Consider the following 23,760-nt stretch of genomic DNA (forward strand, 5'->3'; position numbering starts at 1 on the left):
TTTTGTGATTAAATCCTGCCAATTTCCAGTGAAAATTGAATTTTTTAGCCGAAAACCATAGATCCCCGTTCTTCCTGCCATGTTAAGTCTCGCTTCATGTCTAATCATCTCTTAAGCGTGGACCCTGCCAGTGCACTGTCGATAGGTAAACACACGCAAGAAATAAAAAAAAGACCGGAATTGCCCGGCCTTTTGCTGTATCATAATGATGGAGCATATCGGGCTCGAACCGATGACCTCATCGCTGCCAGCGATGCGCTCTCCCAACTGAGCTAATGCCCCAATTGATTACGATATTCATTATAGCCACTTTTAAGGTATGTTTCAAGGGCTAAATAAATAAACAATCTAATTAAAATTTTCAGTCATCCAAATGAGTTATTAATGGATTATTCCCCGGGAAATATGCTGTCAATAAAAGTCGAATGACCTTAGAGGCGCCAAAACGTATCAAAACTAGAGAAACGTTTATACCTGATACAATGGGGGGCAACATATTTAATAGGTCGACCTTAATTTTCAGACAGATATGGTTTCATTGTGATAGAATCATAATAACAAATGCATGAAGGGATTGATCATATGACAGACACGTTTCCAGTAATGTCAGAGGCAGCGGAATTTTACTATCCGGGTAATGACACAGGCGTACTGGTTATTCACGGGTTTACCGGAACAACGCAGAGTATGCATTATTTTGGGAAACAATTGGCCGAAGTGGGATTTACTGTATTTGGACCGCGGCTGGCCGGCCATGGAACTGATCCCAAGGATATGGAGAAAGCGACATATGAGGATTGGATTCATACGGTGGAGAAGGGCTTGGGAAAATTACAGACAACCTGTGACCATATATTTATTGCCGGATTGTCGATGGGTGGAACGTTAACACTTTATCTGGCAGAAGAATACGCCGGGATCAAAGGTATTATACCGATTAATGCCGCCATTCATATGCCCGATTTAATCGAAAACTACAAGACATTGAAAACCACGGAAACACGCTTCGTGGAAGGGATTGGATCGGATATTAAACAAGAAGGCGTCGCGGAACTGGCCTATGAAGAGACACCGGTTAAATCGATGCGGGAACTTATCGTCTTGTCTGAGCTTGTGCGAAATAATCTGGCAAACGTGAATGCACCTGCCATGATTGTCTCCTCGGCTGAAGACCATGTTGTACCACCGGAAAACGCGCGGGAAATCTATGAATCCATCTCATCGGACACTCGAGAATTTGTCTTGCTGGAGGACAGTTATCATGTTGCAACATTGGATCATGATAAAGAACAGCTTGCGGAGAAGTGCGTGGTTTTCATCAAGGAGAGGCTTAAGGAGAACGGATGAAATCATAGACATATAGCTTATAGGTAATGGGGGATCGAGAATGCTCGAACAATTAGGCCTGAAACGTGTCACGCTTGACCTGCCATTCCGGCTTGATCATGTCAACTGCTTTCTGGCAGAAGGTAAGCATGGCTGGACTGTCATTGACACAGGCTTGCATAATGAACAAACTGTTAAACGATGGGAAACGGAATTAAGCGGGAAACCTGTGACTGATCTGATCATCACGCATTATCATCCAGATCATTTCGGATACGCGGGCGGGCTTCAGGCAAAACACAATGCTCGCGTATTCATGTCCGAAATAGACGTTAACGCTGCCAAACATGCCTGGAATCAGCGTTTTTTGAATCAACTTTCGGAAAACTATTCACTGGCAGGGATTCCGGATGATGCAGCCAATAAAATGCTGAATAATACGAAGGCATTTATCCCGATTGTGACACCATACCCGAAAGTGGGGCGTTTTCTGCAAGATGGTGACGTCATAACGATTGGTGCGTATAACTATGAGATCATCACAACGCCAGGCCATTCGGATGGACTTGTTACATTTTACAACCGTGAAAAGAATGTGCTCTTATCGACAGACCATATCCTGCCGAAAATCACGCCGAATATTTCGTACTGGTTTCACGGCGATCCCAATCCGTTGGCGCGGTATCTGGAATCGTTGGATAAAATCAAAAAACTTGATGCAGATTTTGTTGTGCCGTCCCATGGGGAACCGTTTCACGGGGCGAATGAGCGAATTGAAGAGATCAAATCACATCATGATAAACGACTGGACCAAACGTTAGCATCGGTTGACGGCGGCAGCACTGTCTATCAAGCGTGTCAGCAGCTCTTTCGTAAACAGCTGACCGTTCATGAAATGCGGTTTGCAGTCGGTGAAACCCTGGCCCATCTAGAATATTTGCGATACAAGGGTGAATGCAGGCGAGAGCTTAGTGACGGGGTGTATAGGTATTATGCAGACTAAGCCATCGCGTCATGATCGATTAATCGATGGCCTCTTGTAGTTTGCCATTATAATAGAAACTAATTTATTAAGAAAAAGTCTAAAAAAAGGGTCGTGGCTGCAGCAGTGAAATCGTAATGATTTTAGTTGGGAGGTATCCAAATGGATCTAGGACTGAACGATAAATCCGTACTCGTATTGGCATCGAGTAAGGGACTGGGAAAAGCAACTGCCCGCCAATTTGCGGCAGAGGGGGCTCGTGTGTTTTTGGCCAGCCGAAGTAAAGAAGCGTTAGACAAGGCGGCAGAAGAAATACGTGAGGGGACCGGAAATCCCAATGTCGCTTATGGTGTTTGTGATATTACAAATGATGAATCAATTAAACAATTGGTGACAGACGCTAAAGCAGCGCATGGACCGATTGATGTTTTGATCAATAACGCAGGCGGTCCGCCGGCAGGCACGTTTGATGATGTGGATGACGATAACTGGCAGGATGCATTTGAATTAAATTTGCTGAGTTTTGTTAGAGCGATCCGGGAAGTGCTGCCTGATATGAGAAAGCAGGGAAGCGGCCATATTCTGAACTTCGCTTCCTCATCGATCAAGCAACCAATCGATAACTTGATCTTGTCGAACACGTTCAGAGCTGGAATTACCGGTCTTTCGAAAAGTTTGTCGCAGGAGCTGGCAAGTGACAATATTTTAATCAACACAATCGGGCCGGGACGCATAGGCACGGATCGGGTTGACCATCTTGATTCGGTTAAAGCGGAAAAGCTGGATAGGCCGCTTGCGGCTATACGACAGGAGGCAGAAAGTCAAATTCCGATCGGACGGTATGGGGAACCAGAGGAGTTTGCCAAAATAGCCGTGTTCCTCTGTTCAGAAGCGAATACGTATGTCACCGGCCAATCACTGCTCGTGGATGGCGGGATGGTAAAAGCATTATAAGACTGATTCTGGTTAAAAGAGTTGAGGGTAAATCTCAGCTCTTTTTATGCTTTATTAAAATGTGGCTTTGACATTAAGTAGGGCTATATGTATTAAAGATGCGATGTTTAAAGTAAAGTCGCAACGTTTATAAATAGTTGCGAATTTTCACCTCTTTAGATTGGCATTGTTCAAAGGGTGTTTTTATGGTTGAAATAACATAATAATCTTTAAATCAGGTCATATTGTTGAAAAAAACATTGCGCAGTTGGGTCTGGCGATTATGATGATATTGTATCATCTGGCTTCTCGGTAGAAGAATCATGAACGTAAAAAATCCCCGTTTTTAAGCGACTGGAACCACTACAATTAAGTGGTAAGGTACTTAATGACTAAGCTCTTTTGTATTCTATAACTATAAAAAGCGAAAATGATAGAAGGAAAATAGAGAAAAACAGTGTGATTCTAAGGGTAGAGCATATTATATTTCATGAGAATGATCATTAGCGATTTAGTATAAAATGTGACAGATTTTGAACTTTGAGATGATTGCTTTTATATGTGAAACTTATATTTAGCTAAAATAATCAATTTGGAAACGCAATTGTATAAGAAGTCATACAAGGGGGAGACATTTCATTTTGAAAAAATTTTTAGGCATAACATCGGCTTTAGCTTTATCCATAGGCTTAACAGCATGTGGCGGAAGTGAGGACGAGGAGAAAAATAGTGAAAGTGCTTCTATAGGAGAAGAGCTTGAATATGAGATTATTGGCATTGATCCGGGAGCGGGCATTATGGAGCAAACAAGTGACGTATTACCTGCGTATGGTCTGGAAAAATGGGAGGTTCAGGAAAGCTCTGGTGCTGCCATGACAGCGGAGTTAGGCAGTGCCATTGATGATGAAGAGCCGATTATTGTAACAGGCTGGATTCCACACTGGAAATTTTTTGAGTTTGATCTAAAAATGCTGGACGATCCTAAAGAGGTTTATGGTGGTGAAGAAGAAATAAACACGCTAGTGCGTAAAGGATTAAAGGAGGATATGCCTGGTGCATATACGTTCTTTGATCAATTCCAATGGGAACCGGATCACCTGCAAAACGTCATGTTAAAAATTGAAAATGGTCAATCAGAACAGGAAGCAGCAAAAGAATGGGCTGAGAATAATGAAGACTTGGTTAATACCTGGGTTGAAGGAGCAGAGCCTGGAAACGGAGCGACAGTAAAAGTACCATATGTTGCCTGGGCCGATGTGATTGCCAGTTCGAATGTTGTCAAATACGTCATGGAAAATGAATTAGATTACCAAGTTGAATTACTTCAAGTGGAACCGGGTCCAATGTTCGCCAGTGTTGCGGATGGCAGTGCAGATGCAATGGTAGGTGCGTGGCTGCCTTCAACACACAATGATTACTATGAAAAGTACGAAGGCGATTTTGAAGATTTAGGTGTCAACCTGACGGGTACACGGAATGGTCTTGTTGTTCCTGAATACATGGATATTGATTCCATTGAAGACTTAAAAGATGAATAATGAATAATATTGTATACAGCGGAACACCAACCATTTTAACAAGTCGCCTTTATGGCATGTACAAAGATATGACCCACATAAATAATACAAAAATAAATTTGTATTAATAAGAACAGATCGCAGAAAATGATCAAACCTTTTTACAAAAGTATTCTGGAACGAAATATGAGAGCCTGTTTTGATCCATCATTTTCAAAAACAGGCTCTCATCTTTTTATCCCGCATGTAATGGACACTAATCCCCCAAATTACGGGGGATAAACAGTCCATAAATGTCCGATTCTGTTCGGGCCTACAGGATGCAGGTCACAAAGGCGTTGCAACAGGACAAGGAAAACATCGACAGCGATACATCGCACGAAGAAAAAGTGCTTTTCTTTTTCGAGGACGTTGCGAACTTTTATTGAATTAGGCTTTATAGACCTATTTAGGTTGAACTTTATTTTGAACGAACAAAAAAATTGTCTTATTTAAATTCTATATTGACATCGGATTGTAATCGCTTTATTATAATATGTAACGGGTTACACAACGCCGTGTTTTTTTGCTCGAAACTGTAACCCGTTACACATCGTGACTAAAACCAATATTAAAATGGAAAGGATTCATCATATGGCGACCATCCGGGATGTGGCGAAACGTGCCGACGTTTCAACGGCGACGGTTTCCAGAGTCATTAACCAGAATGGCTATGTGAACGAGGACACGAAAAAACGGGTCAAGGAAGCGATTGACCAATTAAATTATGTGCCAAATGAAGTGGCACGCAATCTGTTTACAGGGCGTTCTGAAATGATTGCGCTGTTCGTTCCAGATATCACCAACCCGTTTTTCCCGGAACTCGCCCGTGCTGTTGAGGATATAGCAAACCGGTATCATTATACGTTTGTGCTTTGCAATACGGATAATGATATCGACAAACAAATCGATTATTTAAATGCCCTGCAGCAAAAGTCAGTTGATGGGTTTATTCTTGTCTCAAGCTCACTGACGGAAGAATATTTGCAGCAAATTCGGGTACCCGTCGTGGCACTTGACCGGATGATTAGCAATTGTATATCGTCCGTTACCGTGAATAACCGGCTTGGTGGCAGACAAGCAGTTGAGCATCTGAAAGCGATTGGTTGTCAACGGATTGCCCATATTGCCGGTCCGGAGCATACGAACAATGCGGTGGAGCGGATGCGGGGTTATTTGGACGGTGTCAAGCATGAAGCTTGGTTTAACAGCAGTTATGTGGTGTCGGGTGCCTATCATTTTGACGAGGCCCGGGAAGCTGCTATAAAATTATTAACCGATTATCCGGAAATTGACGGCATTTTTGCCGGAAATGATTTGATGGGTGCCGGTGTATTGAATGCCGCTGCTTCGTTGGGAAAAAATATACCGGATGAGCTGGCGGTTGTTGGTTTTGACGGGGTGGCCATGGCTGAAACCGTAACACCGACCTTAACGACGGTGGCTCAGCCCATCTACGACATTGGAGCAAAAGCAGCAGACATGTTGATCAAACAGATTGAGACACATGATTCAACTGTGCTGACAGAAGAATTCAACGTTCAGTTAATTGAACGGCAATCAACGTTACGGAAGGAGGATAAGGATGAGCGCTAAACCAAATGTTTGCATTGTTGGCAGCATTAATATGGATTTGACGGTGACTACCGGGAAAATGCCGATGCAGGGTGAGACAGTTCTCGGTGATGAATTTTTCACAAATCCCGGTGGCAAGGGAGCAAATCAGGCGGTGGCAGCAGCCCGAATGGGAGCCGATGTGTCATTTATCGGTGCAGTCGGAAATGACCCGTTCGGCAAAACGCTTTTAGATAATTTAAGCAGTGAAGGAATCCGGACAGAGGGCATTGAGATGATTCCCGAGTCGGCTACCGGAACGGCAACGATCATTTTATCGGAAAACGATAACCGTATTATCGTGGCACCGGGATCTAATAATGACGTGACACCGGGTGCCGTTGCCAAACATCGTGACTTAATTAAAAACAGTGATATCGTCCTGCTGCAACTGGAAGTACCGATGGAAACGATTGTGTCAACGGTTAAAACAGCTCATGCGGCTGGTGTACCAGTTATCTTGAATCCCGCGCCGTTTCAGCCGCTCCCGGAAGACATTCTCGAAACCGTCGCCTATCTGACGCCCAATGAAATTGAATTGGCATCTCTGCAAAACGATCCGTTATTTGCATCGATTAAACAAAAATCGATCGTAACGCGTGGTGATCAAGGCGTATCATTTGTTGACAATGGTACTGAACGGGAAGTCGGCGGCTATCGTGTTCAGGTGCAAGACACGACCGGGGCTGGCGACACCTTTAACGGTGCCTTGGCGGCAGAAATTGCTCGCGGTGCCACATTAGAGGATGCGGTCAACATGGCCAATGCAGCAGCAGCTTTGTCAGTCGAAAAAATTGGTGCACAAGGTGGCATGCCCACCAAACAAGAGGTAAAGACATTTTTACAGGAAAGGAACAACTCTGAATAAAGAGTCTTTTCCAGTAGAATTGGAATTGGTAACGGAATAATTAATAGTGTAAATATGAACTGGTTAATATTCAAAAGCACCTCATTATAATGTTGTAGTGAGGTGCTTTTGATTAGTGAATTATAAGATTGCTGGAATTTAACTGCTATTAAAACATCCTTACAACAGAATCAGCTATCAGCAGCATAACTAATGCGACGCCCCAGCCGATTGTCGTCGGTACTGACCAAACCATGATTTGTTCTTTTACATTTTTGATTCCCAGCATTCTATTGACTACCCAGAATAAACTATCATTAAAGTAAGAGAATACCATGGCACCTAATGCGGAAGCTTGTGCAGCCAGTACAAGACTAACATCCAGACTGCCTAAGATTGGTGCTGAGATGGAAGCAGCTGTAATCATGGCAGTCGTACCACTGCCTTGAACAAGGCGAACAAGCGTTGCTATGAAAAATGGTACAAGAATTGCAGGCAGTGGCCACCCGGCAATTTGTTCAGCGATATAATCACCTGTTCCGCTTGCACGGAGCACATTACCTAAAGCTCCACCTGCACCTGTTACGAGTAAAATAATCCCCGCAGTTTTAATGCCTTCTTCCATACGTTCCAATGTATTTTCCCGATTTTCATTGGTTGAAAGTGTATAGATTGCTGCAATTAATCCAATTCCGACCGCAATAATTGGATTACCAAAAAACTGGATATAAGATAATAGTGTTTCATTAACGGCAAGTGCTCCAGATTCATCTAATGCACCAATTGTAGTATTCAGGAAAATAAGGATAATTGGCAGCAGTATCGGCATTATTGATATTGTAAAAGATGGTAGTGATTTTTCCCGTTCTTCCGATGCTTCAAGGAAATTCTGATAAACTTGTTTCTTATCAGGCCTTACAAATTCATCGCCATCTCCATCTTCTTCCGGGATCTGATAGATTTTGTTTCCAATCCATTTAGCATACCAAACACCAGCAAGAATAATTGGGAATGAAAAAATGAGACCAACTAAAATCATTAGTCCGATATCTGCTCCAAAGATACCTGCAACTCCCAACGGGCCTGGAGTAGGTGGTACTGCGTGGTGAGTGGCAGCGAGACCTATACCGAGAGCGACACCTAAGGCAATAACAGATTTACCTGTTTTTCTGGAAAGAGCTTTTACTAATGGATTTAATATGACAAATGCCGAGTCCACAAAAATTGGGATGGAAACAATATAGCCTGCTGCAGCCATTGCCCATTCTTCTTTCTTTTGTCCGAGTTTCTTAATTAACGTATAGGCCATTTTTTCAGCAGCGCCTGATACCTCTAACAACCTTCCCATCATGACCCCAAATCCGATAACAATACCGATTGAACCAAGTGTACTGCCAAATCCATTTGTTATTTCGGTTACAACATTTGAAGGATTCATTCCTCCAATAATACCTGTAACTGATGCTGCAATAATAAGTGCGATAAAAGCATGAATCTTTGTTTTCAGTACAAGTAAAATCAATAAAATGACCCCGATAACTAGTCCTAGAATCATTTGTGAACCTGATACCTCCATGAATTCTCCCCCTTAAAATTTGAAATGGCTTACATTTATTTTAAAAACTGAGGACAGAAGAAAAACTATCCCCAGTTTAAATATTATTTAATCCAGCGTTTCTTTGGTAAATTTAGGTGCATATTGAGCAGCTAACTTAATACATTCTTCCATACTGACACTTGAAGCAATATTTTGTCCGGCAATATCAAATGCTGTACCGTGATCAACGGATGTTCTTAAAAATGGCAGACCGTTTGTGATTGAAATCGTTCTGTGAAAATCAGTCATTTTCGCAGCGATATGTCCCTGGTCATGGTAAAGTGACAGCACAGCATCATATTTTCCGTTTAAGGCTTGATGAAATACGGAATCTGCAGGTACTGGTCCAACAGCATTAATACCGTCTGCTTTAGCTGCTTCAATACCTGGGGAAATTTCATCAACCTCTTCCCGGCCAAACAATCCGCCTTCACCACTATGTGGATTCAGGCCTGCAACTGCTAACTTGCGGTTTTCAATCCCGAGCCGCTGCATTGCTTTGTCACAGCGAATCAGATAGTCATGCACTCTTTCTTCAGTCATTTGGGCAATAGCATCCTTTAAAGAAACATGTCGTGTCAGGAAAAAGATTCGCATGTTACGGACTTCGAACATCGTCAGGGGATCTTTGGTGTCTGTCAATTTCTCCAGCATTTCCGTATGTCCAATATATGGAACATTCGCAGCTTTTAAAGATTCTTTATTAATCGGTGTGGTTGCTAATGCTTTTACGGATCCTTCTTTTGCAAGGTCTACGGAAGTTTTAATATACTCATAAGCGGCTTTTCCGCATTGTTCCTGTACCTCACCGTAACGCAATTCATTCATATTAATATTGTCTAAATCGATTAGATCGACCGTGCCAAATTCAAATTTACCTTCTTCAGGTGAACGGATGATATTTACGGTTACGTTTTTTTCCGCAATTTGAATGGCTTTTATGAAAACTTCTGCATCTCCAACAACGACCGGTTTACATCTATCATATATTTCTTCATTGGCCAGTGAATTTGCAGTGATTTCAGGTCCAATACCGGCAGGATCTCCCATCGGAATCGCAATAATCGCTTTTTCATTTCTCATCGTTGAGCGCTCCTTTTCGTGTAAGTTGTTTTTAAATGTTTGACGCTTGTGAAAATTGCTTTTTTATCACCTACCATACCACCTTTAGTTACAATAGGCAGACCTGGGAAGTGGCCTCCGATCATTTTGCCGTATGCCGCAAGAGGTAATACCTCATCCATCAGCTTTATACCTGATGCCATACATATAGCACATAATGATGCAGTTACGTCACCTCCACTTGTGAAACATCCTTGTATAGAATGTTGTGTTCTTTCCAATACCAGCCTGGTGATTTTGGCAAGCCCGTCAGTTATTCGTTTTGCCAGGGCATCCTGGGGGGCTTTTTCTTTTTCGGCAATCGAATGAAAGTCAATCAGTCCTGAACCTTCCTGATAAGTGGTGATAATTAATACATCATTTTCATTGATTCGCTCCAATGCTTCAGCAGTGGCTCTTTGAACTTCTTCTTCCCATGATGTCGTTAACGTTGCAAGTTTTTCTGCAGAAACATAGACCGGGTTTGAAGCCGTTTTATCAATAAGATATCTCAGTTGCTGTCCTGTTAATGTTGTAACGCTGCCAACCGTGACAATCATCTTGCCTGAATCATTAAATTGATTTAAGAATGACCTGGAATAAGCAGCTGTTAATGGCCCGGGATCAACCGGGATAATCTTTACTGTTTCAATTCCAGCGATTGTTTCAGCAATGGTATCAATTTCTTCATCTGTTACCGCGTCCACTACGACAATCCGGTTCTGTTGATTGATTTGCTCATCAAATGCTTCCCTTAGCCGGCTATTTCCGGCGAGGACTTTATCTAATCCAATATGCCCCACGGGTTGTTCGCTTTGATTCTGAATGATATCAGGTATGAATGATTGCGTGATGGGCATGACCGGATCTTTTGCAACATCGGTCGCTTGAACGGGTATACCGTCCACCAGCAGATAACCACCGGAGGATATACGGCCTGAATCAGGAAAAGACGCCACGACAACAGCTAAACTATTTTCTTCAACTTCTTCAAGCATTGTATCGATTTCAAGACCGATATTTCCGCGAATAGTACTGTCGATTCGTTTACAAATAACTTTCGCATTCCATTCCCGAAAACTTTGCATGGTTTTTCGGATTCTTTTCACTACTGATTGCTGGTTGGCATACCTGGTATCTGTATCAATACTGACTGCATCCAATTCCTGGGAATCGGGGATTTGATCACGGTATACAACAGTTGCTGCGGAGAACCCCTGTTTACTCAGCCTTACACCGGTCGCATTTGCCCCCGTTAAATCGTCTGCCACAACACCTATTTTCATCGTGCCCTTCACCTGTTTCTTCAAATTATTTTTATATAATGGGAAAGCTGTTCCTTTTGATCATCAGAAATACCTTCATCCGTTATAAATCCGGATATTTGGTCAAAATCACAGACTTTGGAAAAAGCTTTTTGATCAAACTTACTGGAGTCAGCGACAAGCCAGGTTGTTTCAGCAGCTTCAATCATAAGCTGTTTAATCAATGATTTCTCAAAAGTTGGGGAAGTGATCCCGGCTTCCATTTCAATTGCATGGGCACCAAGAAAAAACATGTCAACGTGAATGCTTTTTAAAAACTGGTGTGTTTGCGGCCCGTACAATGCACCTACATTGGTTTGCAATTCGCCACCTGTAATAAACACTTTCAATTGGCTGTCAAGCAATTCAGCAGCAATTTTTATATCATTGGTTATGACTGTGATATCTTTGCGTGCTGACAACAATCTGGCCAGCTCCAGCGTAGTTGTTCCGGAGTCCAAAATGATCGTTTGCCCATCTTTTATGAATGGCAATGTCTTTTTGGCAATCAGTTTTTTTTGTTCAGTATGTCTGCTTTCTTTTGTAGAGAAAGGTGTTTCGGTTATAAGTGGTTTTGGTAAAACGGCCCCTCCATGAGTACGGATCAGTTTACCATCTTCCTCGAGTTGTACTAAATCTCTTCGAATGGTCATCGGTGAAACATTTAATTCATCCGATAGTTTATTGATTTCTACTTTTCCATCCTCTTGAATCGCTTTCATAACAAGGTCTCTACGTTTGTTTGGATGCATGCAATCACCATTTATCTTGTTATTTTATAACATTATTATGTTTGATTTTTACAAATATGTCAAGAATAAATGTTAGATTTGATCAAAAAATAATCAGACTACTTGTATGAAAGAATGAACTTGATAACTGTTTAAAAACGCACTCCTTAATATTTACAAGGGATTTAAAAACTAAAAAGGTTTATCGTAGAAAGATAATAAAAGAATTGTATTGAAGGAATGTTTGTTCTTCTTAATCTAGAGTAACTTATGTGTTTATGTTCAAAGTTATAAAATAATCTAGGATGTGCTAAAATGGTGAAAATAGGTACTGTACTTGAAAAGACAACCAATTATGACGTAAAAACACTGGACTACAAAGCATTATGGAAAGACTGATTGAAGAGTTATTTAAGAAATCATTGAGGAAAAGAAAGGGAAACTTGTTGCCGACGAAATTGCCAAAGTGTTCCTGAAGAATGGCGACGAAAAATGGATTTTAATTCAGATTGAGGTACAGGGCACGGCTGAAGAGGATTTTGGTAAACGGATGTTCCGGTATTTTTACAGAATTTATGACCGATTCGACCGAGACGTGTACGCTCTGGCACTCATTACCGATCATGAAGCAGAACACGCCAATGGTTTTCACTATTCGTTTCATGGTACCAAGGTTGATTACACATATAATGTATATAATTTTCAAGATCAGAACATAGCTAAATTGGAACAGTCATCCAATCTGCCTGCGCGGTTATCGCAGGGATCTACGCCAGCAAGATCAAAAACGACTCAGACGCACGTTATGCTTTCAAACGAAAACTGATGATTCAAATTTTCCAAATGTTTACAACTCAACAAGAAGACACCCGCATGTATTTATCTGCATTATTTTACTTCATTGGAAGAAGTAGTAGAATGGCGAAAAATACTTCAAAAGTAAGTTGCACAACGAAGCAGGAAAACCAGAAGAGACAATACGCCGGAATGTGATGCTACGGGACTGCCAAACATTTCACCCGTAAATGGGCTAAAGAAAGATTTGAAGCAAGTTATATGCCAAAACGAATTTAGGCTTAGGGATTCCCCCCGTCTTCTCTTCTAGGACTCTGTTGTGGATGAAGCAGGTACTTTCTCAGCACCTGCTTAATTGCACAGACAGCGTTATTATTTACTCTTTACAAAGAAATGAAAACGACGCCACTCACATCAATTTTTTCAACCCTCTTTTCGTTTCACGGTTGAAATCTTTCGTTAAAGTGGTATATAGTTCGTTCCATTCAGGTTTGAACCGGGCATATAAAGCCGGGTATGTTTTTTGTAATTTTAAGATTCCTGCTGCGAAATACTCCGTTTCCTCTTCTAATTCATCGATGATGTCTTTCGTGAACCCTTCTTCCATTTCCATAACAAATGGGTGGGTTCGGTCATCAAAATACCACTGAACGGTATAATAAAGGACCATTGGGAAGATTGAGTCATCCTTTAATAGTCGCTGGAACTCTTTTTCCACACGGGCTAACCGTTTAATTTCTTTCAATTCATCTTTTATGTCTTCATGTTCCGGCTTGACGGCTTTTGCAAAGTCTATAAATACTTCTGCAGGACGATAACGTTGCTGGTCGTACATTTCCTCATACTCTGCTATAAGTTCATAAAACGCTTCTTCTTGTTCTTCCTCGTCTTGCAGGTTTTTCAAATATTTGCGGAAACGGGATTGTACTTTTGACAGTTTCGACCAACTATCCGTTTGTAAGATGATATAAATCCATGCTACATAAGCATCCAGGTCATCGATAGACTGATCATTTTCTGTTGGTAGATTTTGTTCAGCCGTTTGGAGGGCCCGTTCATCATCTCCCGTTAACATATAGGCGGCTGCTAACGTTTCTGTTACTTTATGCACATCTTCGGAAATTCGGCCAAGCCCCTGTTCAAGAATTTCCACCGCTTCGTTTAAATAGTTCTTCTCAATGAGCAGTTTGCCGAACGTTCCATAAATCATCGCCGGTGTTAACATCTCATCTTCTTCAAAAACCGATGATGTCAGTGACTTTTCCAACATTTGATAAGCCTTATCAAGGTTGCCAAGATGGACTGCACAGAACATTAGACCGGTCTGGCCGGCAAAGTTATCCGGATCCACTTGTAAAACATCATCGTAAATTTCTGCTGCCTTTTGATAGTTTTCCCTAAAGATATAATGGGCAGCCTCTTCCAGCATTTTTTCGATTTTGCCGCCATATTTTCGCGATATGTCGTATTGTTTTCGCTTGATGGGATCTTTTAGCGTCTCATAAGCTTCCCGGATTTTTTCAAACTGTTCGGGATCCGTTTCGGGCGGATGTTTCTTGACAGCTTCAATATATTTTTCCTTAATCCGCCGTTGACTGATGTTAGCTGTGGTTCCCAACATTTTATAATAGCTTTGTTCTTTGTTGGCCATACGACGTCTTCCCTCCCTATAGCTCTAATTCAATCGCTAAATCAATGGCACTTTCAATTGTTTCGTTTAACGTCATCGGATCGTTTGATTGAATAGCAGTCTCCAAATCTTCTATGGCATCCTTTAATGCTGTTTGTTCATTGCTTGCTTTAAGTGCTTTCTGAAAACGTTCTTTCCACTCACCGGCTTCTTTCAGCAAATCATCATAGGATTCCGTTTCAGCGGGCATGTCACCTTCATCCCATTCAAATAAGTCGAGTTGTTGATCGATTTCTTTTTCATCCGGTTCATAGGCCGCTTCGATTTTGGTAAGGCTGTCCTGAAAGACATCCTCAGAACTCCGGTCAATGGCGTCCTCGATCGTAACGGTCATTTCATTTCCGGATGACGCATTTTTGGCGGTGACTTCTAAAAGGCCGTTCAAGTTATAGCGGAACGTTACCTCAACGGCTTCTGTTCCCGCAGGCCTTGGTGGAAGTCCTTCTAGTAAAAATTCATTGAGAAAATAATTATCTTTGACCCAATCATGTTCACCTTGATAGATTTCGATATTGACAGCGGTCTGATTGTCCACGGATGTATAATATGTCTCGGTTCGTGTTACCGGGATAGTGGTATTTCGTGGGATCAGTTTATGAAACGCCCCGGGCTTCATGCGCCGTCCTGTATGATCCAATACCGCAAGCCCCATGGAGAAAGGTGCTACATCCGTCACAATGAAACGATTATTTTCAAGTGCACCTGATTTTATCCCAGCCTGTACCGCTGCGCCTAATGCCACGGCTTCATCTGGATTGATAGCGGATTTTGGTGTGTTTCCGAAATAATCTGTAATGAGCTGATGTACCTGTGGGATTCTGGTTGAGCCACCGACAAGGATGACGTCATCGATATCATTGGCCTTAAGGTTGGCATCGTCAAGGACTTGTTTTAATTTTTCCACCGTCTCAAGCAGTAAAGGTTCAATCAGGCTATCAAATGTATCACGGCTTAATGTGATATCAAGGCCAATTGGTTTATTACCACTCACAGTTGCGACAGGGATGGAAACGTCGGCTGTTTCATCGAATGATAGTTGTTTTTTTACCTTTTCGGCTTCATCTTTTAATCGTGCTTTGGCCCGGATGTCTTCCCGGGGGTCGATTTTATGCTGATCAATGATCTTTTCCGCAAACCAGTCAACGAGGATCCAGTCAAAATCTTCGCCGCCTAACTGGTGGTTGCCAGCGGATGCTTTGACTTCAAGAATGCCATCCATCAGCTCAACGATCGAGACGTCAAATGTACCGCCGCCGAGGTCGTAAACGAGAATATGACTGTTGTCCTGCATATGCTGCATCCCGTACGCTAACGCGGCAGCTGTCGGTTCGTTGATAATGCGTTCAACGGTAAAACCGGCAAGTTCACCGGCGCGTTTCGTTGCCTGTCGCTGTTGGTTTGTGAAATAGGCGGGTACGGTGATGACGGCTTCTTTTTCGCCTTCACCAAGGTGTTTGTCGGCTTTCTTTTTTATTTCCTTCAGAATCATGGCCGAAATTTCTTCCGGTGTATAGGATCTGTCGCCGAGTGAAATCGTTTTGTCCTCTCCCATATCCCTTTTAACAGCTGTTTTCGTCCGATCAGGCATCGCGATCAGGGCGCTTCTGGCATCTTCACCGACAATGACATTCCCATCCGGGTCATGCAATACAACAGATGGGACCATTGCCCGTTCGTTTTTCATTGGAATGATTTGTGGCTTTTGCTTGTAAATATAAGCGGCGCCCGAGTTGGTCGTGCCCAGGTCAATCCCGATAATGGGACGAAATGACTGATCGGATACTTTAGCTTCTGTCATTGTGTCTCCCCCTTTACGGTTGTAACATGTGCTTTTCGGATGATGCGGCCATTGGTAAAGGCAAACCCGCGTTTATGAACCGTGGTGATTTCATATAGCTGATGATTGCTGTCCAACGGGATTGATTCAACGGCTTCGGCACGTGTCGGGTCAAACATGTCGCCTTCATGGATGATCTCGGTTATGCCAAGATCTTCGAGTGTCTGTAATAAAGATTGAAGCCACTTTCTGACTAATCCAGACCATTGTGTATCATCGGCTAAACGGTTGTAGACAATGTCCATGTCATCGATTTGGCTGATTAAGCTTTCGATAACGCGTTTTTGCGAATCGTTGTCAGTAGCCATATTGGTTCGTTCCGTATCGAGCATTGTTGTCAAGTGATCAAGCTTATCTTCCGTGCTTTTGCCTGTTTTATATTGCAGTCTGGTTAATTTTTGCAGTTGCTGCTCGATGTCTCTAAGCTTTTCTTCCGTTGCTGTTGTTTGTTGTTTTATCTGACTTATTTCCTGTGAGACAGGATCAGTTTCCTCCTGCTTTTTCCTGAAAAACCATCCCATGAATGTCGTTTTCTCCTTTCAAAAAAAATGATGGGAACGTTGTATTATATCTTCGTTCATCATACCAGAATTGTCGGTTTTTTGTCAGGATACGACCAACATTGTCAATAATCATCGTCGAAAAATATGTATAGGCTTGGGGAATGGAGGGAAATTTATATGTGATAAATGACTTTTTTAAAACATGTAAAGCGGTGATTGGAATGAAACATTCAATATTAATGACTTTCGCGGCTATGATTGTCTTTGTCTCCAGCCTGACAGAAACAGCGGCTCAACCTACTGAGAATGAGCAACCCGACGGTGAGCAGCATAACTGGGGCGAGTACAGTACTCACTATGAGACAATTGATGCTAGGTCACACGAGTATACATACTGGAAAAATTTCATTGAACGAACGCGCACATGTGATATTTCCCATAAAATAAAGTCGGTCGTATACTATTGTGATGTGCATGATCATACCGATACCGAAATTTTTCTGGAGGAAATCATTCATAGTGAGGAGCATGAATAAATCAGAAACGTTACGTTACAAAAATCATCCCTGGAAGAAAGGTGTCATGCGATTCATGGCACTTTTTTGATGTGACTAGTTACCGAGGAAAATATGCACCGATCACCGTCATGATAGATTTTTGTTTGGTTGCGTTTTCATATAGATTTATAGTAAACTAGACGATGGGTTTAGACCAATCATAAGGAGGTTATCGTTTGGTATTACCGTATAAACACGAACCATTTACAGATTTTAATGATAAACAAAATCGTGCTGACTATGAAGCAGCCCTCCGAAAAGTTGAAAGTGAATTAGGTAAAGACTACCCATTAGTCATTGGTGGTGAAAAGGTTTATACCGATGATAAGCTGACGTCGGTTAACCCTGCGAATAAAGAACAGGTTATCGGAAAGGCTTCCATGGCAACTAAGGAACATGTTGACCAGGCAATGGAAGCAGCTAAAAAAGCGTTTAAAACATGGAAAAAATGGACGGCTGAAGAGCGTGCTGAAGTTCTGTTTAAGGCAGCAGCTATTGCGCGCCGACGCAAGCATGAAATCTCCGCTTGGATGTCTTATGAGGCGAACAAGCCATGGGGTCAATCAGATGCGGATACGGCGGAAGGGATTGATTTTCTTGAGTATTATGGCCGTCAAATGATCCGCCTGGGGCAAGGCCGTGAGATTAATGACCGTCCAGGTGAAAACAATACATTCTTCTATCAGCCGCTTGGCCCTGGTGTGACGATTCCGCCTTGGAACTTTGCATTTGCCATCGTATGCGGCACAACAGTCGGCCCGGTCGTTGCCGGAAACCCGGTGCTGATGAAACCATCGGAAAATACGCCGGTGATTGCTTATAAATTGGTGGAAATTTTGGAAGAAGCAGGCCTGCCTGAAGGGGTTGTGAACTTCCTGCCGGGTGAACCAGCAGAAATTGGTGACTATCTTGTCGATCATAAAGATACCCATTTCATTAATTTCACCGGCTCACGCGCAACAGGTACGCGTATTTACAAGCGCGCATCTGAAGTCCACGAAGGCCAGACACACTTGAAGCGTGTTGTTGCTGAAATGGGCGGTAAAGATACGATTATTGTTGATCAAGATGCCGAACTGGATTTGGCTGCCAAATCAATTGTTGATTCCGCGTTTGGCTTCCAAGGACAGAAGTGTTCAGCATGCTCACGTGCTGTCGTTCATCAAGATGTCTATGATGATGTGCTGAATAAAGCTATTGAAAAGGCCAAAGCTTATACAGTAGGTAACCCTGGTGAAGAAGATGTGCCGATGGGGGCTGTCGTCAACCAGAAACAGTTTGATAAAATTAAAGATTATATTGAAATCGGTAAGCAGGAAGGTGAACTCGCATACGGCGGGGAAACGGATGATTCCAAAGGTTATCATGTCCACCCAACCATCTTTAAGGATATGGATCCGGAAGGGCGTATTATGCAGGAAGAGATCTTTGGTCCGGTTGTTGGATTCGCTAAAGCAAAAGACTATGATGAGCTACTGGATATCGCCAACAACACAGATTATGCGCTGACTGGTGCGGTCATTTCTAACAATCGTGACCACCTGAACCGTGCCCGTCATGAATTTGAAGTCGGTAACTTGTACTTCAATCGCGGATGCACCGGCTCCATTGTTGGTTATCAGCCATTTGGTGGATTCAAAATGTCCGGAACAGACGCCAAAGCAGGCGGACCGGATTATCTCTTGAACTTCCTGGCGCCGAAAACGGTGACGGAAGCTTGGTAAGTGAATCGTAATGATGAAATGAGCGGTGGTTTTTATACTGCCGCTTGTTTTTTTGTGTGAATTAATTGACTCATATAAAACGGATGAAAAAGACGTTGACTATAAATCACAGGTGCTTGGTGTGATGCATGCGTGTGGCCATGATATTCACACGTCAGCACTGCTTGGTGTGGCCAACGTATTGAGCAGGGTTCGTGATGACATTCCGGGAACGATCGTGTTCGTGCATCAATTTGCTGAGGAGGCAACACCAGGCGGAGCCAAACCTATGATTGAGGGATGGCTGCCTTGATGGTGTGGATATGATTTACGGTGCGCACGTGATGGCGGGCGAGCCGTTTGGTACGGTTGGTGTTCGCCCAGGCTACACGTCCTCAGCACAGGATGATTTTGAAATTGAAGTATTGGGCAAAGGCGGTCACGGATCTGCACCGCACACGACCGTCGATCCGCTTGTCACCGCGAGCCAGTTGGTCGTTAACCTGCAGCAAATTGTCAGCCGCCGTGTCAGCCCCCAGCAGGCAGCGGCCGTCACGGTTGGCTCATTCCACAGCGTGGTGCCAATAACGTGATTGCTGATAAAGTGGTTATTAAGGGAACCGTTTGTACGTATGATGCTGAAGTGCGGAACATGATCGAGGAAGCTTTGAAGCAAATTGCGAAATCAACATGTGAAGCAGCCGGTGCAGGTGTGAACATAGATTATGTCCGGGATTGTCCGTCCATGTACAACGATCCGGAAGAAACGAAACGCATCGAGCAGATGGCACAGCACGTTGTTGGCACGGAAAATGTCCATGAGATGGAACCAATGATGGGCAGTGAAGATTACGCCTTTTATCAGGAAAAAATCCCGGGGGTTTATTTTATTGTGGGCGGTGAAAATCCGGATGGCAGGGCAGTTTATCCGCATCACCATCCGATGTTTAATGCCGATGAACGGGCGATGCTGAACATCGGGAAAGTGTTTATCAGTTCGGTATTGAATTATTTTTCGGATGGGGAGGTTGAGCCGGCTGGGGAGTAGTAGCGTGAGGATTCTTGTGGTGAAGAGGAATCAACTGATGGGTTTGAAGGTATTGGATGATCCGGATTTTGAAGCGGAGTTCCGGTATTATTTGAATGAGTATGTCGGCCATGATAATCCGCTAACCTGTGCGGACAATCTGACGGAAAAAATTGGTGGGGCAAAAATTTACCTGGAACGTGAAGATTTAAATCATGCTGGTGCGCATAAAATCAACAACGTGATTGGACAAATTTCACTAGCAAAACGGATGGGTGTCAGCCTGATTACTGATGAAACTGGTGCCGGACAGCATGGTCTGGTGACGGCTACTGCGTGCGCCATGTTCGGAATGCCGTGCAGGATCTTTATAGGCAAGCCGGATACCGAGCGGCAGGCATTGAATGTTTTCCGGATGGAGCTGCTAGGAGCGGAAGTTATTGCGGTAAAAAAGGTCAGGGATATCTAAAGGATGCTGTTGATCAGGCGTTGGGCGATCTCGTTAAAAACTTTGAGAATAGATTTTATCTGCTGAGATCTACGGTTGGACCGCATCCATATCCATCGGTGCTTTTGCACACTATATCTACGAAGAAGATGTTCGGTGCAGGCAGAAGCCCCTACGTACAGAAGGCAAGCGTGCTGTCATTCACAGATATAAATGAGTTAATCGATGAGAATGGCGAATCGTAGCCAACGTACCTGATTGCGACTGGATTATCCAGGTGTCGGACCAGAACACAGTCATCTGAAAACGAATGGCTGCGCTGAGTATGTGACTGTATCCGCTGAAGTGGTGCTGGAAACATTGCGGGAAATGCGCCGGACGGAAGGAATCTGGAGAGTTCGCATTCAATTGCTCAAGCTATGAAACTAGCCAAAAAACTGCTTGAAGAATATGTGACTGTTGTCAATCTGTCTGGACAGGGTGATAAGTACGTTCATCAGGTGTTTAGGAAATTGATGAATACTGAACCCTATTTTAGAAGAGACTGCTAGTGTAAATAGTATCTCATCAGTATTTTTAATTCGTTGTTTACGGAGTGATGGACGACATGGTCGATGTACTCTTGTTTTGATTAAATATATATCCGATGAAAATTACAATAAATATACACTATAAATATAAAGGAACACGGTGCTTGATTAAGCAACACCGTGTTCCTTATTGTTGTGCACATGGGGGTCAGCCCCTAACCACGAAGAGCCTCTACAAAAGGTGTTTAGGGGATCAAAATATGAAGGAAGTCAAGATCAAATCGCCTTTCAAGGAACGAACTTAATAGAAGGCTATACTTGGGAGAGGCTATTAAAACACTAGGGATACAGAGTAAATAAAGTGGGTTATAGGGGAAGCATGTGAACTCATCTTGGAAGAAATGAGAGATAAGGTGACCTAGTAAAATTAAATACACGAACATTCGCTGAACATGGTTTTTTCGTTTAATGAAAAGCGTAATACCGTGAAGTCAAAAGTCAGTGGAATTATTATATGAGCACTTATCTGAGTTTGGCGATTTTAAACATCCCATTGACAAACTAACAAAGTGAATCTATCATTATGGTAGTTGTAATCGATTACATTACAGAAGGTGATGAATTGTCCACAATACAGGAGGTTGCGAAGTATGCTGGTGTTTCTGTAGCAACTGTGTCAAGGGTAATAAACAAAAGTGATACAGTTACAGAAAAAACCAGACTTCGTGTAGAGAAGATAATTGAAGAATTAAACTATGAGCCGAGTGCGCTGGGACGCAATCTCAGAACTTCAGAGAGCAGGCTGTTGTTGGTGTTGCTTCCCAGTATTTCGAATCCTTTTTACTCAGAAATCATTAATGGGATTCAGGATACGGTGATATCTCAAGGATATAATATTTTGCTTTGCGAAACGGACTCAAATCCGGAGCGGGAAGCCATTTATTTCAATATGCTTCGGAACCGTCTGGCCGATGGGATTATTTCTATGGATCCAACTGTGAATAAGGATAAATTGATTGAACTTGCAGCAAATTATCCAATTGTTCATTGCAGTGAATATGATGAGGACGGCACAGTTGCACATGTAACCATAAATAATGAGCTAGCGGCCTATCAGGCGGTAAGACATCTTATCAAGTTGGGGCAGAAAAATATTGCTTTGATTAATACGGATGAAACGTTTCTATATGCCCGTGAACGAAGGAGAGGGTATGAAAAGGCATTGCTGGAATTTGGGCTTCCCATTCGGAAAGAATGGATTTATCATGCAGATAAACTGGAGTTTCAGCGAGGACAGCAGGCTGTACGGAAATTGTTTCAACAAGATGATAAACCCACTGCTTTTTTTGCAGTATCTGATATTTATGCGATTGGAGCATTAAAGGAAATTAATGCAAAAGGACTACGTGTACCGGATGATATTGCACTAGTCGGTTTTGATAAAATCAGCTTTTCCAACATGACCTATCCGACGCTCACGACTGTTGCACAGCCGATGTACAGGATGGGTTGCACAGCGGCGGATATGATTATTAATAAAATTTGTGGTAAAGAAGTGGAAAGTATCATATTGGATCATGAATTAGTTATCCGGGAATCGACCTAGGGGGAACGTATGAAAAGTAAAATTGCGGTTGTAACAGGGGTGAGTCATTCAAATGGGATTGGTGCTGCTGTATGCTGCAAGCTGGCAGAAGCAGGTACAGACATTTTTTTTACATATTGGAAAACGGAACAATCATGGGCAATCCTTTTTCAAAAAGAAATAGAAAAATTCGGGGTCCGCTGTAACAGTTTGGCTGTAGATTTGGCTGAAGAAGGCGCTTATTTACAACTGTTGGATACGGTGCAAGAAAGCTTGGGCTTTCCAACTATTCTTGTGAACAATGCTGCCCACTCTGCGAGAGATGGGTATGAAAAGCTGGATACTAAAACTTTGGACGATCATTACAAAGTTAATATGCGAGCAACATTCATGTTAAGTGTAGAGTTCGCTCGTCGTTTTAAAACAGGAAGGTACTCGGCTGGCAGGATTATTAACATGACATCTGGCCAGGATCAAGGACCAATGATTGAAGAATTGGCGTACGGAGCAACAAAGGGGGCGATATCTGCATTTACGCTTTCACTTTCAGCAGAGTTGGCGCCACTCGGAATCACGGTTAATGCCGTCAATCCCGGTCCAACGGATACAGGTTGGATGACGTACGAACTTAAGAAAAGGCTGGAATCCAAATTTTTAATGGGACGTGCAGGAAAACCTGAAGATGCTGCCAATTTGATTACCTTTCTAACGAAAGAAGAGGCGGGCTGGGTTACCGGCCAGGTTATTCATTCGGAAGGAGCTTTCTACAGAAGTTGATTATAGTCACACATGCAGCGAAAATTCGCCGCTGCACCACAGAGGATGAAAATGGTTCGGATTGCCGATACTGGTTCTACGGCTGGCGAGGAAGGTCGTACCCCTATGGTGCCTTAGAGCCCGTTATTATAGTCTGACTCCAACGACCACGGTGCACCACCGATTGTCGCTCCCTCTTTGGGAAGCACTCATGGTAGATTAACCCTATTCCGGTTGTTGCACCAGCCTCTAATTATCTGCCAAAAGATGAGAAGAAAGGAGATTGAAACATTTTCGACTAAAAGAGTATTCTCACATGATGAACCCAACAATTAAGG

Annotated in this window: 21 protein-coding genes, 1 tRNA gene and 1 pseudogene; 15 read left to right on the forward strand and 8 right to left on the reverse strand. The window is 42.8% G+C overall.

Features of this window, described 5'->3' with window-relative positions:
- Positions 1 to 209 precede the first annotated feature (209 nt).
- A tRNA-Ala gene (locus ACFQ4A_RS10245) sits at positions 210 to 282 on the reverse strand.
- A 300-nt stretch (positions 283 to 582) separates the two neighbouring features.
- Here ACFQ4A_RS10245 and ACFQ4A_RS10250 point away from each other — a divergent pair.
- The 6 genes from ACFQ4A_RS10250 to rbsK all read left to right on the forward strand — a co-directional run bounded on the left by ACFQ4A_RS10250 (position 583) and on the right by rbsK (position 7,279).
- Positions 583 to 1,347 (forward strand): alpha/beta hydrolase, encoded by a 765-nt coding sequence (locus ACFQ4A_RS10250; RefSeq protein ID WP_382400221.1) that lies wholly within the window; start codon positions 583 to 585, stop codon positions 1,345 to 1,347.
- Between the two features lie 40 nt (positions 1,348 to 1,387).
- Entirely contained in the window at positions 1,388 to 2,329 is a 942-nt protein-coding gene (locus ACFQ4A_RS10255) for an MBL fold metallo-hydrolase (RefSeq protein WP_382400223.1), read from the forward strand.
- A 141-nt stretch (positions 2,330 to 2,470) separates the two neighbouring features.
- Complete coding sequence (locus ACFQ4A_RS10260) at positions 2,471 to 3,262, forward strand: SDR family oxidoreductase (protein WP_382400225.1); 792 nt, start codon at positions 2,471 to 2,473, stop codon at positions 3,260 to 3,262.
- Positions 3,263 to 3,882: 620 nt separating this feature from the next.
- A complete protein-coding gene (locus ACFQ4A_RS10265) occupies positions 3,883 to 4,779 on the forward strand; it encodes a glycine betaine ABC transporter substrate-binding protein (protein WP_382400227.1) in 897 nt (298 codons plus the stop codon).
- A 612-nt stretch (positions 4,780 to 5,391) separates the two neighbouring features.
- Positions 5,392 to 6,393 (forward strand): LacI family DNA-binding transcriptional regulator, encoded by a 1,002-nt coding sequence (locus tag ACFQ4A_RS10270; protein ID WP_382400229.1) that lies wholly within the window; start codon positions 5,392 to 5,394, stop codon positions 6,391 to 6,393.
- Positions 6,383 to 7,279 carry a ribokinase gene (rbsK, locus tag ACFQ4A_RS10275; RefSeq protein WP_382400231.1) on the forward strand — a complete coding sequence of 299 codons (897 nt, stop codon included), beginning with the start codon at positions 6,383 to 6,385 and terminating at the stop codon, positions 7,277 to 7,279. The genes ACFQ4A_RS10270 and rbsK overlap by 11 nt, the downstream gene beginning before the upstream one ends.
- Before the next feature lie 148 nt (positions 7,280 to 7,427).
- Here rbsK and ACFQ4A_RS10280 read toward each other — a convergent pair whose 3' ends face one another.
- The 4 genes from ACFQ4A_RS10280 to ACFQ4A_RS10295 form a co-directional block, all read right to left on the reverse strand.
- On the reverse strand, positions 7,428 to 8,834 hold the full coding sequence (locus ACFQ4A_RS10280; protein ID WP_382400233.1) for a GntP family permease: 1,407 nt from the start codon (positions 8,832 to 8,834) through the stop codon (positions 7,428 to 7,430).
- An 87-nt stretch (positions 8,835 to 8,921) separates the two neighbouring features.
- Entirely contained in the window at positions 8,922 to 9,938 is a 1,017-nt protein-coding gene (gene pdxA, locus ACFQ4A_RS10285; protein WP_382400239.1) for a 4-hydroxythreonine-4-phosphate dehydrogenase PdxA, read from the reverse strand.
- Positions 9,935 to 11,242, reverse strand: coding sequence for a four-carbon acid sugar kinase family protein (locus tag ACFQ4A_RS10290; protein WP_382400241.1), 1,308 nt, complete (start codon positions 11,240 to 11,242; stop codon positions 9,935 to 9,937). Before ACFQ4A_RS10290 ends, pdxA begins: the two co-directional genes overlap by 4 nt.
- A gap of 20 nt (positions 11,243 to 11,262) precedes the next feature.
- Complete coding sequence (locus ACFQ4A_RS10295) at positions 11,263 to 12,012, reverse strand: DeoR/GlpR family DNA-binding transcription regulator (protein ID WP_382400243.1); 750 nt, start codon at positions 12,010 to 12,012, stop codon at positions 11,263 to 11,265.
- A 445-nt stretch (positions 12,013 to 12,457) separates the two neighbouring features.
- Here ACFQ4A_RS10295 and ACFQ4A_RS10300 point away from each other — a divergent pair, with 445 nt between their 5' ends.
- Positions 12,458 to 12,817, forward strand: a complete 360-nt coding sequence (locus ACFQ4A_RS10300; protein ID WP_382400245.1) for a hypothetical protein — start codon at positions 12,458 to 12,460, stop codon at positions 12,815 to 12,817.
- Positions 12,818 to 13,195: 378 nt separating this feature from the next.
- On the opposite strand, the gene ACFQ4A_RS10305 is transcribed toward ACFQ4A_RS10300, so the two are convergent.
- Genes ACFQ4A_RS10305 through ACFQ4A_RS10315 form a run of 3 tightly spaced genes read right to left on the reverse strand, consistent with a single transcriptional unit; the run spans position 13,196 to position 16,834 of the window.
- Complete coding sequence (locus ACFQ4A_RS10305) at positions 13,196 to 14,437, reverse strand: tetratricopeptide repeat protein (protein ID WP_382400247.1); 1,242 nt, start codon at positions 14,435 to 14,437, stop codon at positions 13,196 to 13,198.
- A 16-nt stretch (positions 14,438 to 14,453) separates the two neighbouring features.
- Positions 14,454 to 16,274: an Hsp70 family protein gene (locus tag ACFQ4A_RS10310; RefSeq protein ID WP_382400249.1), complete on the reverse strand. Its 1,821-nt coding sequence runs from the start codon at positions 16,272 to 16,274 to the stop codon at positions 14,454 to 14,456.
- Positions 16,271 to 16,834 carry a nucleotide exchange factor GrpE gene (locus ACFQ4A_RS10315; protein WP_382400251.1) on the reverse strand — a complete coding sequence of 188 codons (564 nt, stop codon included), beginning with the start codon at positions 16,832 to 16,834 and terminating at the stop codon, positions 16,271 to 16,273. The genes ACFQ4A_RS10310 and ACFQ4A_RS10315 overlap by 4 nt, the downstream gene beginning before the upstream one ends.
- 203 nt (positions 16,835 to 17,037) lie before the next feature.
- Between ACFQ4A_RS10315 and ACFQ4A_RS10320 the strand changes: the two genes are divergently transcribed.
- The 8 genes and pseudogenes from ACFQ4A_RS10320 (at position 17,038) to ACFQ4A_RS10355 (ending at position 23,443) form a co-directional block, all read left to right on the forward strand.
- Positions 17,038 to 17,352 (forward strand): hypothetical protein, encoded by a 315-nt coding sequence (locus tag ACFQ4A_RS10320; RefSeq protein ID WP_382400253.1) that lies wholly within the window; start codon positions 17,038 to 17,040, stop codon positions 17,350 to 17,352.
- 197 nt (positions 17,353 to 17,549) lie between these two features.
- Positions 17,550 to 19,097, forward strand: coding sequence for an L-glutamate gamma-semialdehyde dehydrogenase (pruA, locus tag ACFQ4A_RS10325; protein WP_382400255.1), 1,548 nt, complete (start codon positions 17,550 to 17,552; stop codon positions 19,095 to 19,097).
- A 25-nt stretch (positions 19,098 to 19,122) separates the two neighbouring features.
- Positions 19,123 to 19,389 carry a M20/M25/M40 family metallo-hydrolase gene (locus ACFQ4A_RS10330; protein ID WP_382400257.1) on the forward strand — a complete coding sequence of 89 codons (267 nt, stop codon included), beginning with the start codon at positions 19,123 to 19,125 and terminating at the stop codon, positions 19,387 to 19,389.
- Positions 19,370 to 19,669 (forward strand): peptidase dimerization domain-containing protein, encoded by a 300-nt coding sequence (locus ACFQ4A_RS10335; RefSeq protein WP_382400259.1) that lies wholly within the window; start codon positions 19,370 to 19,372, stop codon positions 19,667 to 19,669. Before ACFQ4A_RS10330 ends, ACFQ4A_RS10335 begins: the two co-directional genes overlap by 20 nt.
- Positions 19,666 to 20,124, forward strand: a complete 459-nt coding sequence (locus tag ACFQ4A_RS10340) for a M20/M25/M40 family metallo-hydrolase (protein ID WP_382400261.1) — start codon at positions 19,666 to 19,668, stop codon at positions 20,122 to 20,124. Before ACFQ4A_RS10335 ends, ACFQ4A_RS10340 begins: the two co-directional genes overlap by 4 nt.
- A pseudogene (locus tag ACFQ4A_RS10345) lies at positions 20,096 to 21,102 on the forward strand (pyridoxal-phosphate dependent enzyme). The gene ACFQ4A_RS10340 and the pseudogene ACFQ4A_RS10345 overlap by 29 nt, the downstream one beginning before the upstream one ends.
- 601 nt (positions 21,103 to 21,703) lie before the next feature.
- Entirely contained in the window at positions 21,704 to 22,687 is a 984-nt protein-coding gene (locus tag ACFQ4A_RS10350; protein WP_382400457.1) for a LacI family DNA-binding transcriptional regulator, read from the forward strand.
- A 9-nt stretch (positions 22,688 to 22,696) separates the two neighbouring features.
- Positions 22,697 to 23,443 carry an SDR family oxidoreductase gene (locus ACFQ4A_RS10355; RefSeq protein ID WP_382400263.1) on the forward strand — a complete coding sequence of 249 codons (747 nt, stop codon included), beginning with the start codon at positions 22,697 to 22,699 and terminating at the stop codon, positions 23,441 to 23,443.
- Positions 23,444 to 23,760: the final 317 nt, after the last annotated feature.

Source organism: Lentibacillus salinarum (genome assembly GCF_042679865.1).
In the GTDB taxonomy this organism is placed as follows: Bacteria; Bacillota; Bacilli; order Bacillales; family Amphibacillaceae; genus Lentibacillus; species Lentibacillus salinarum.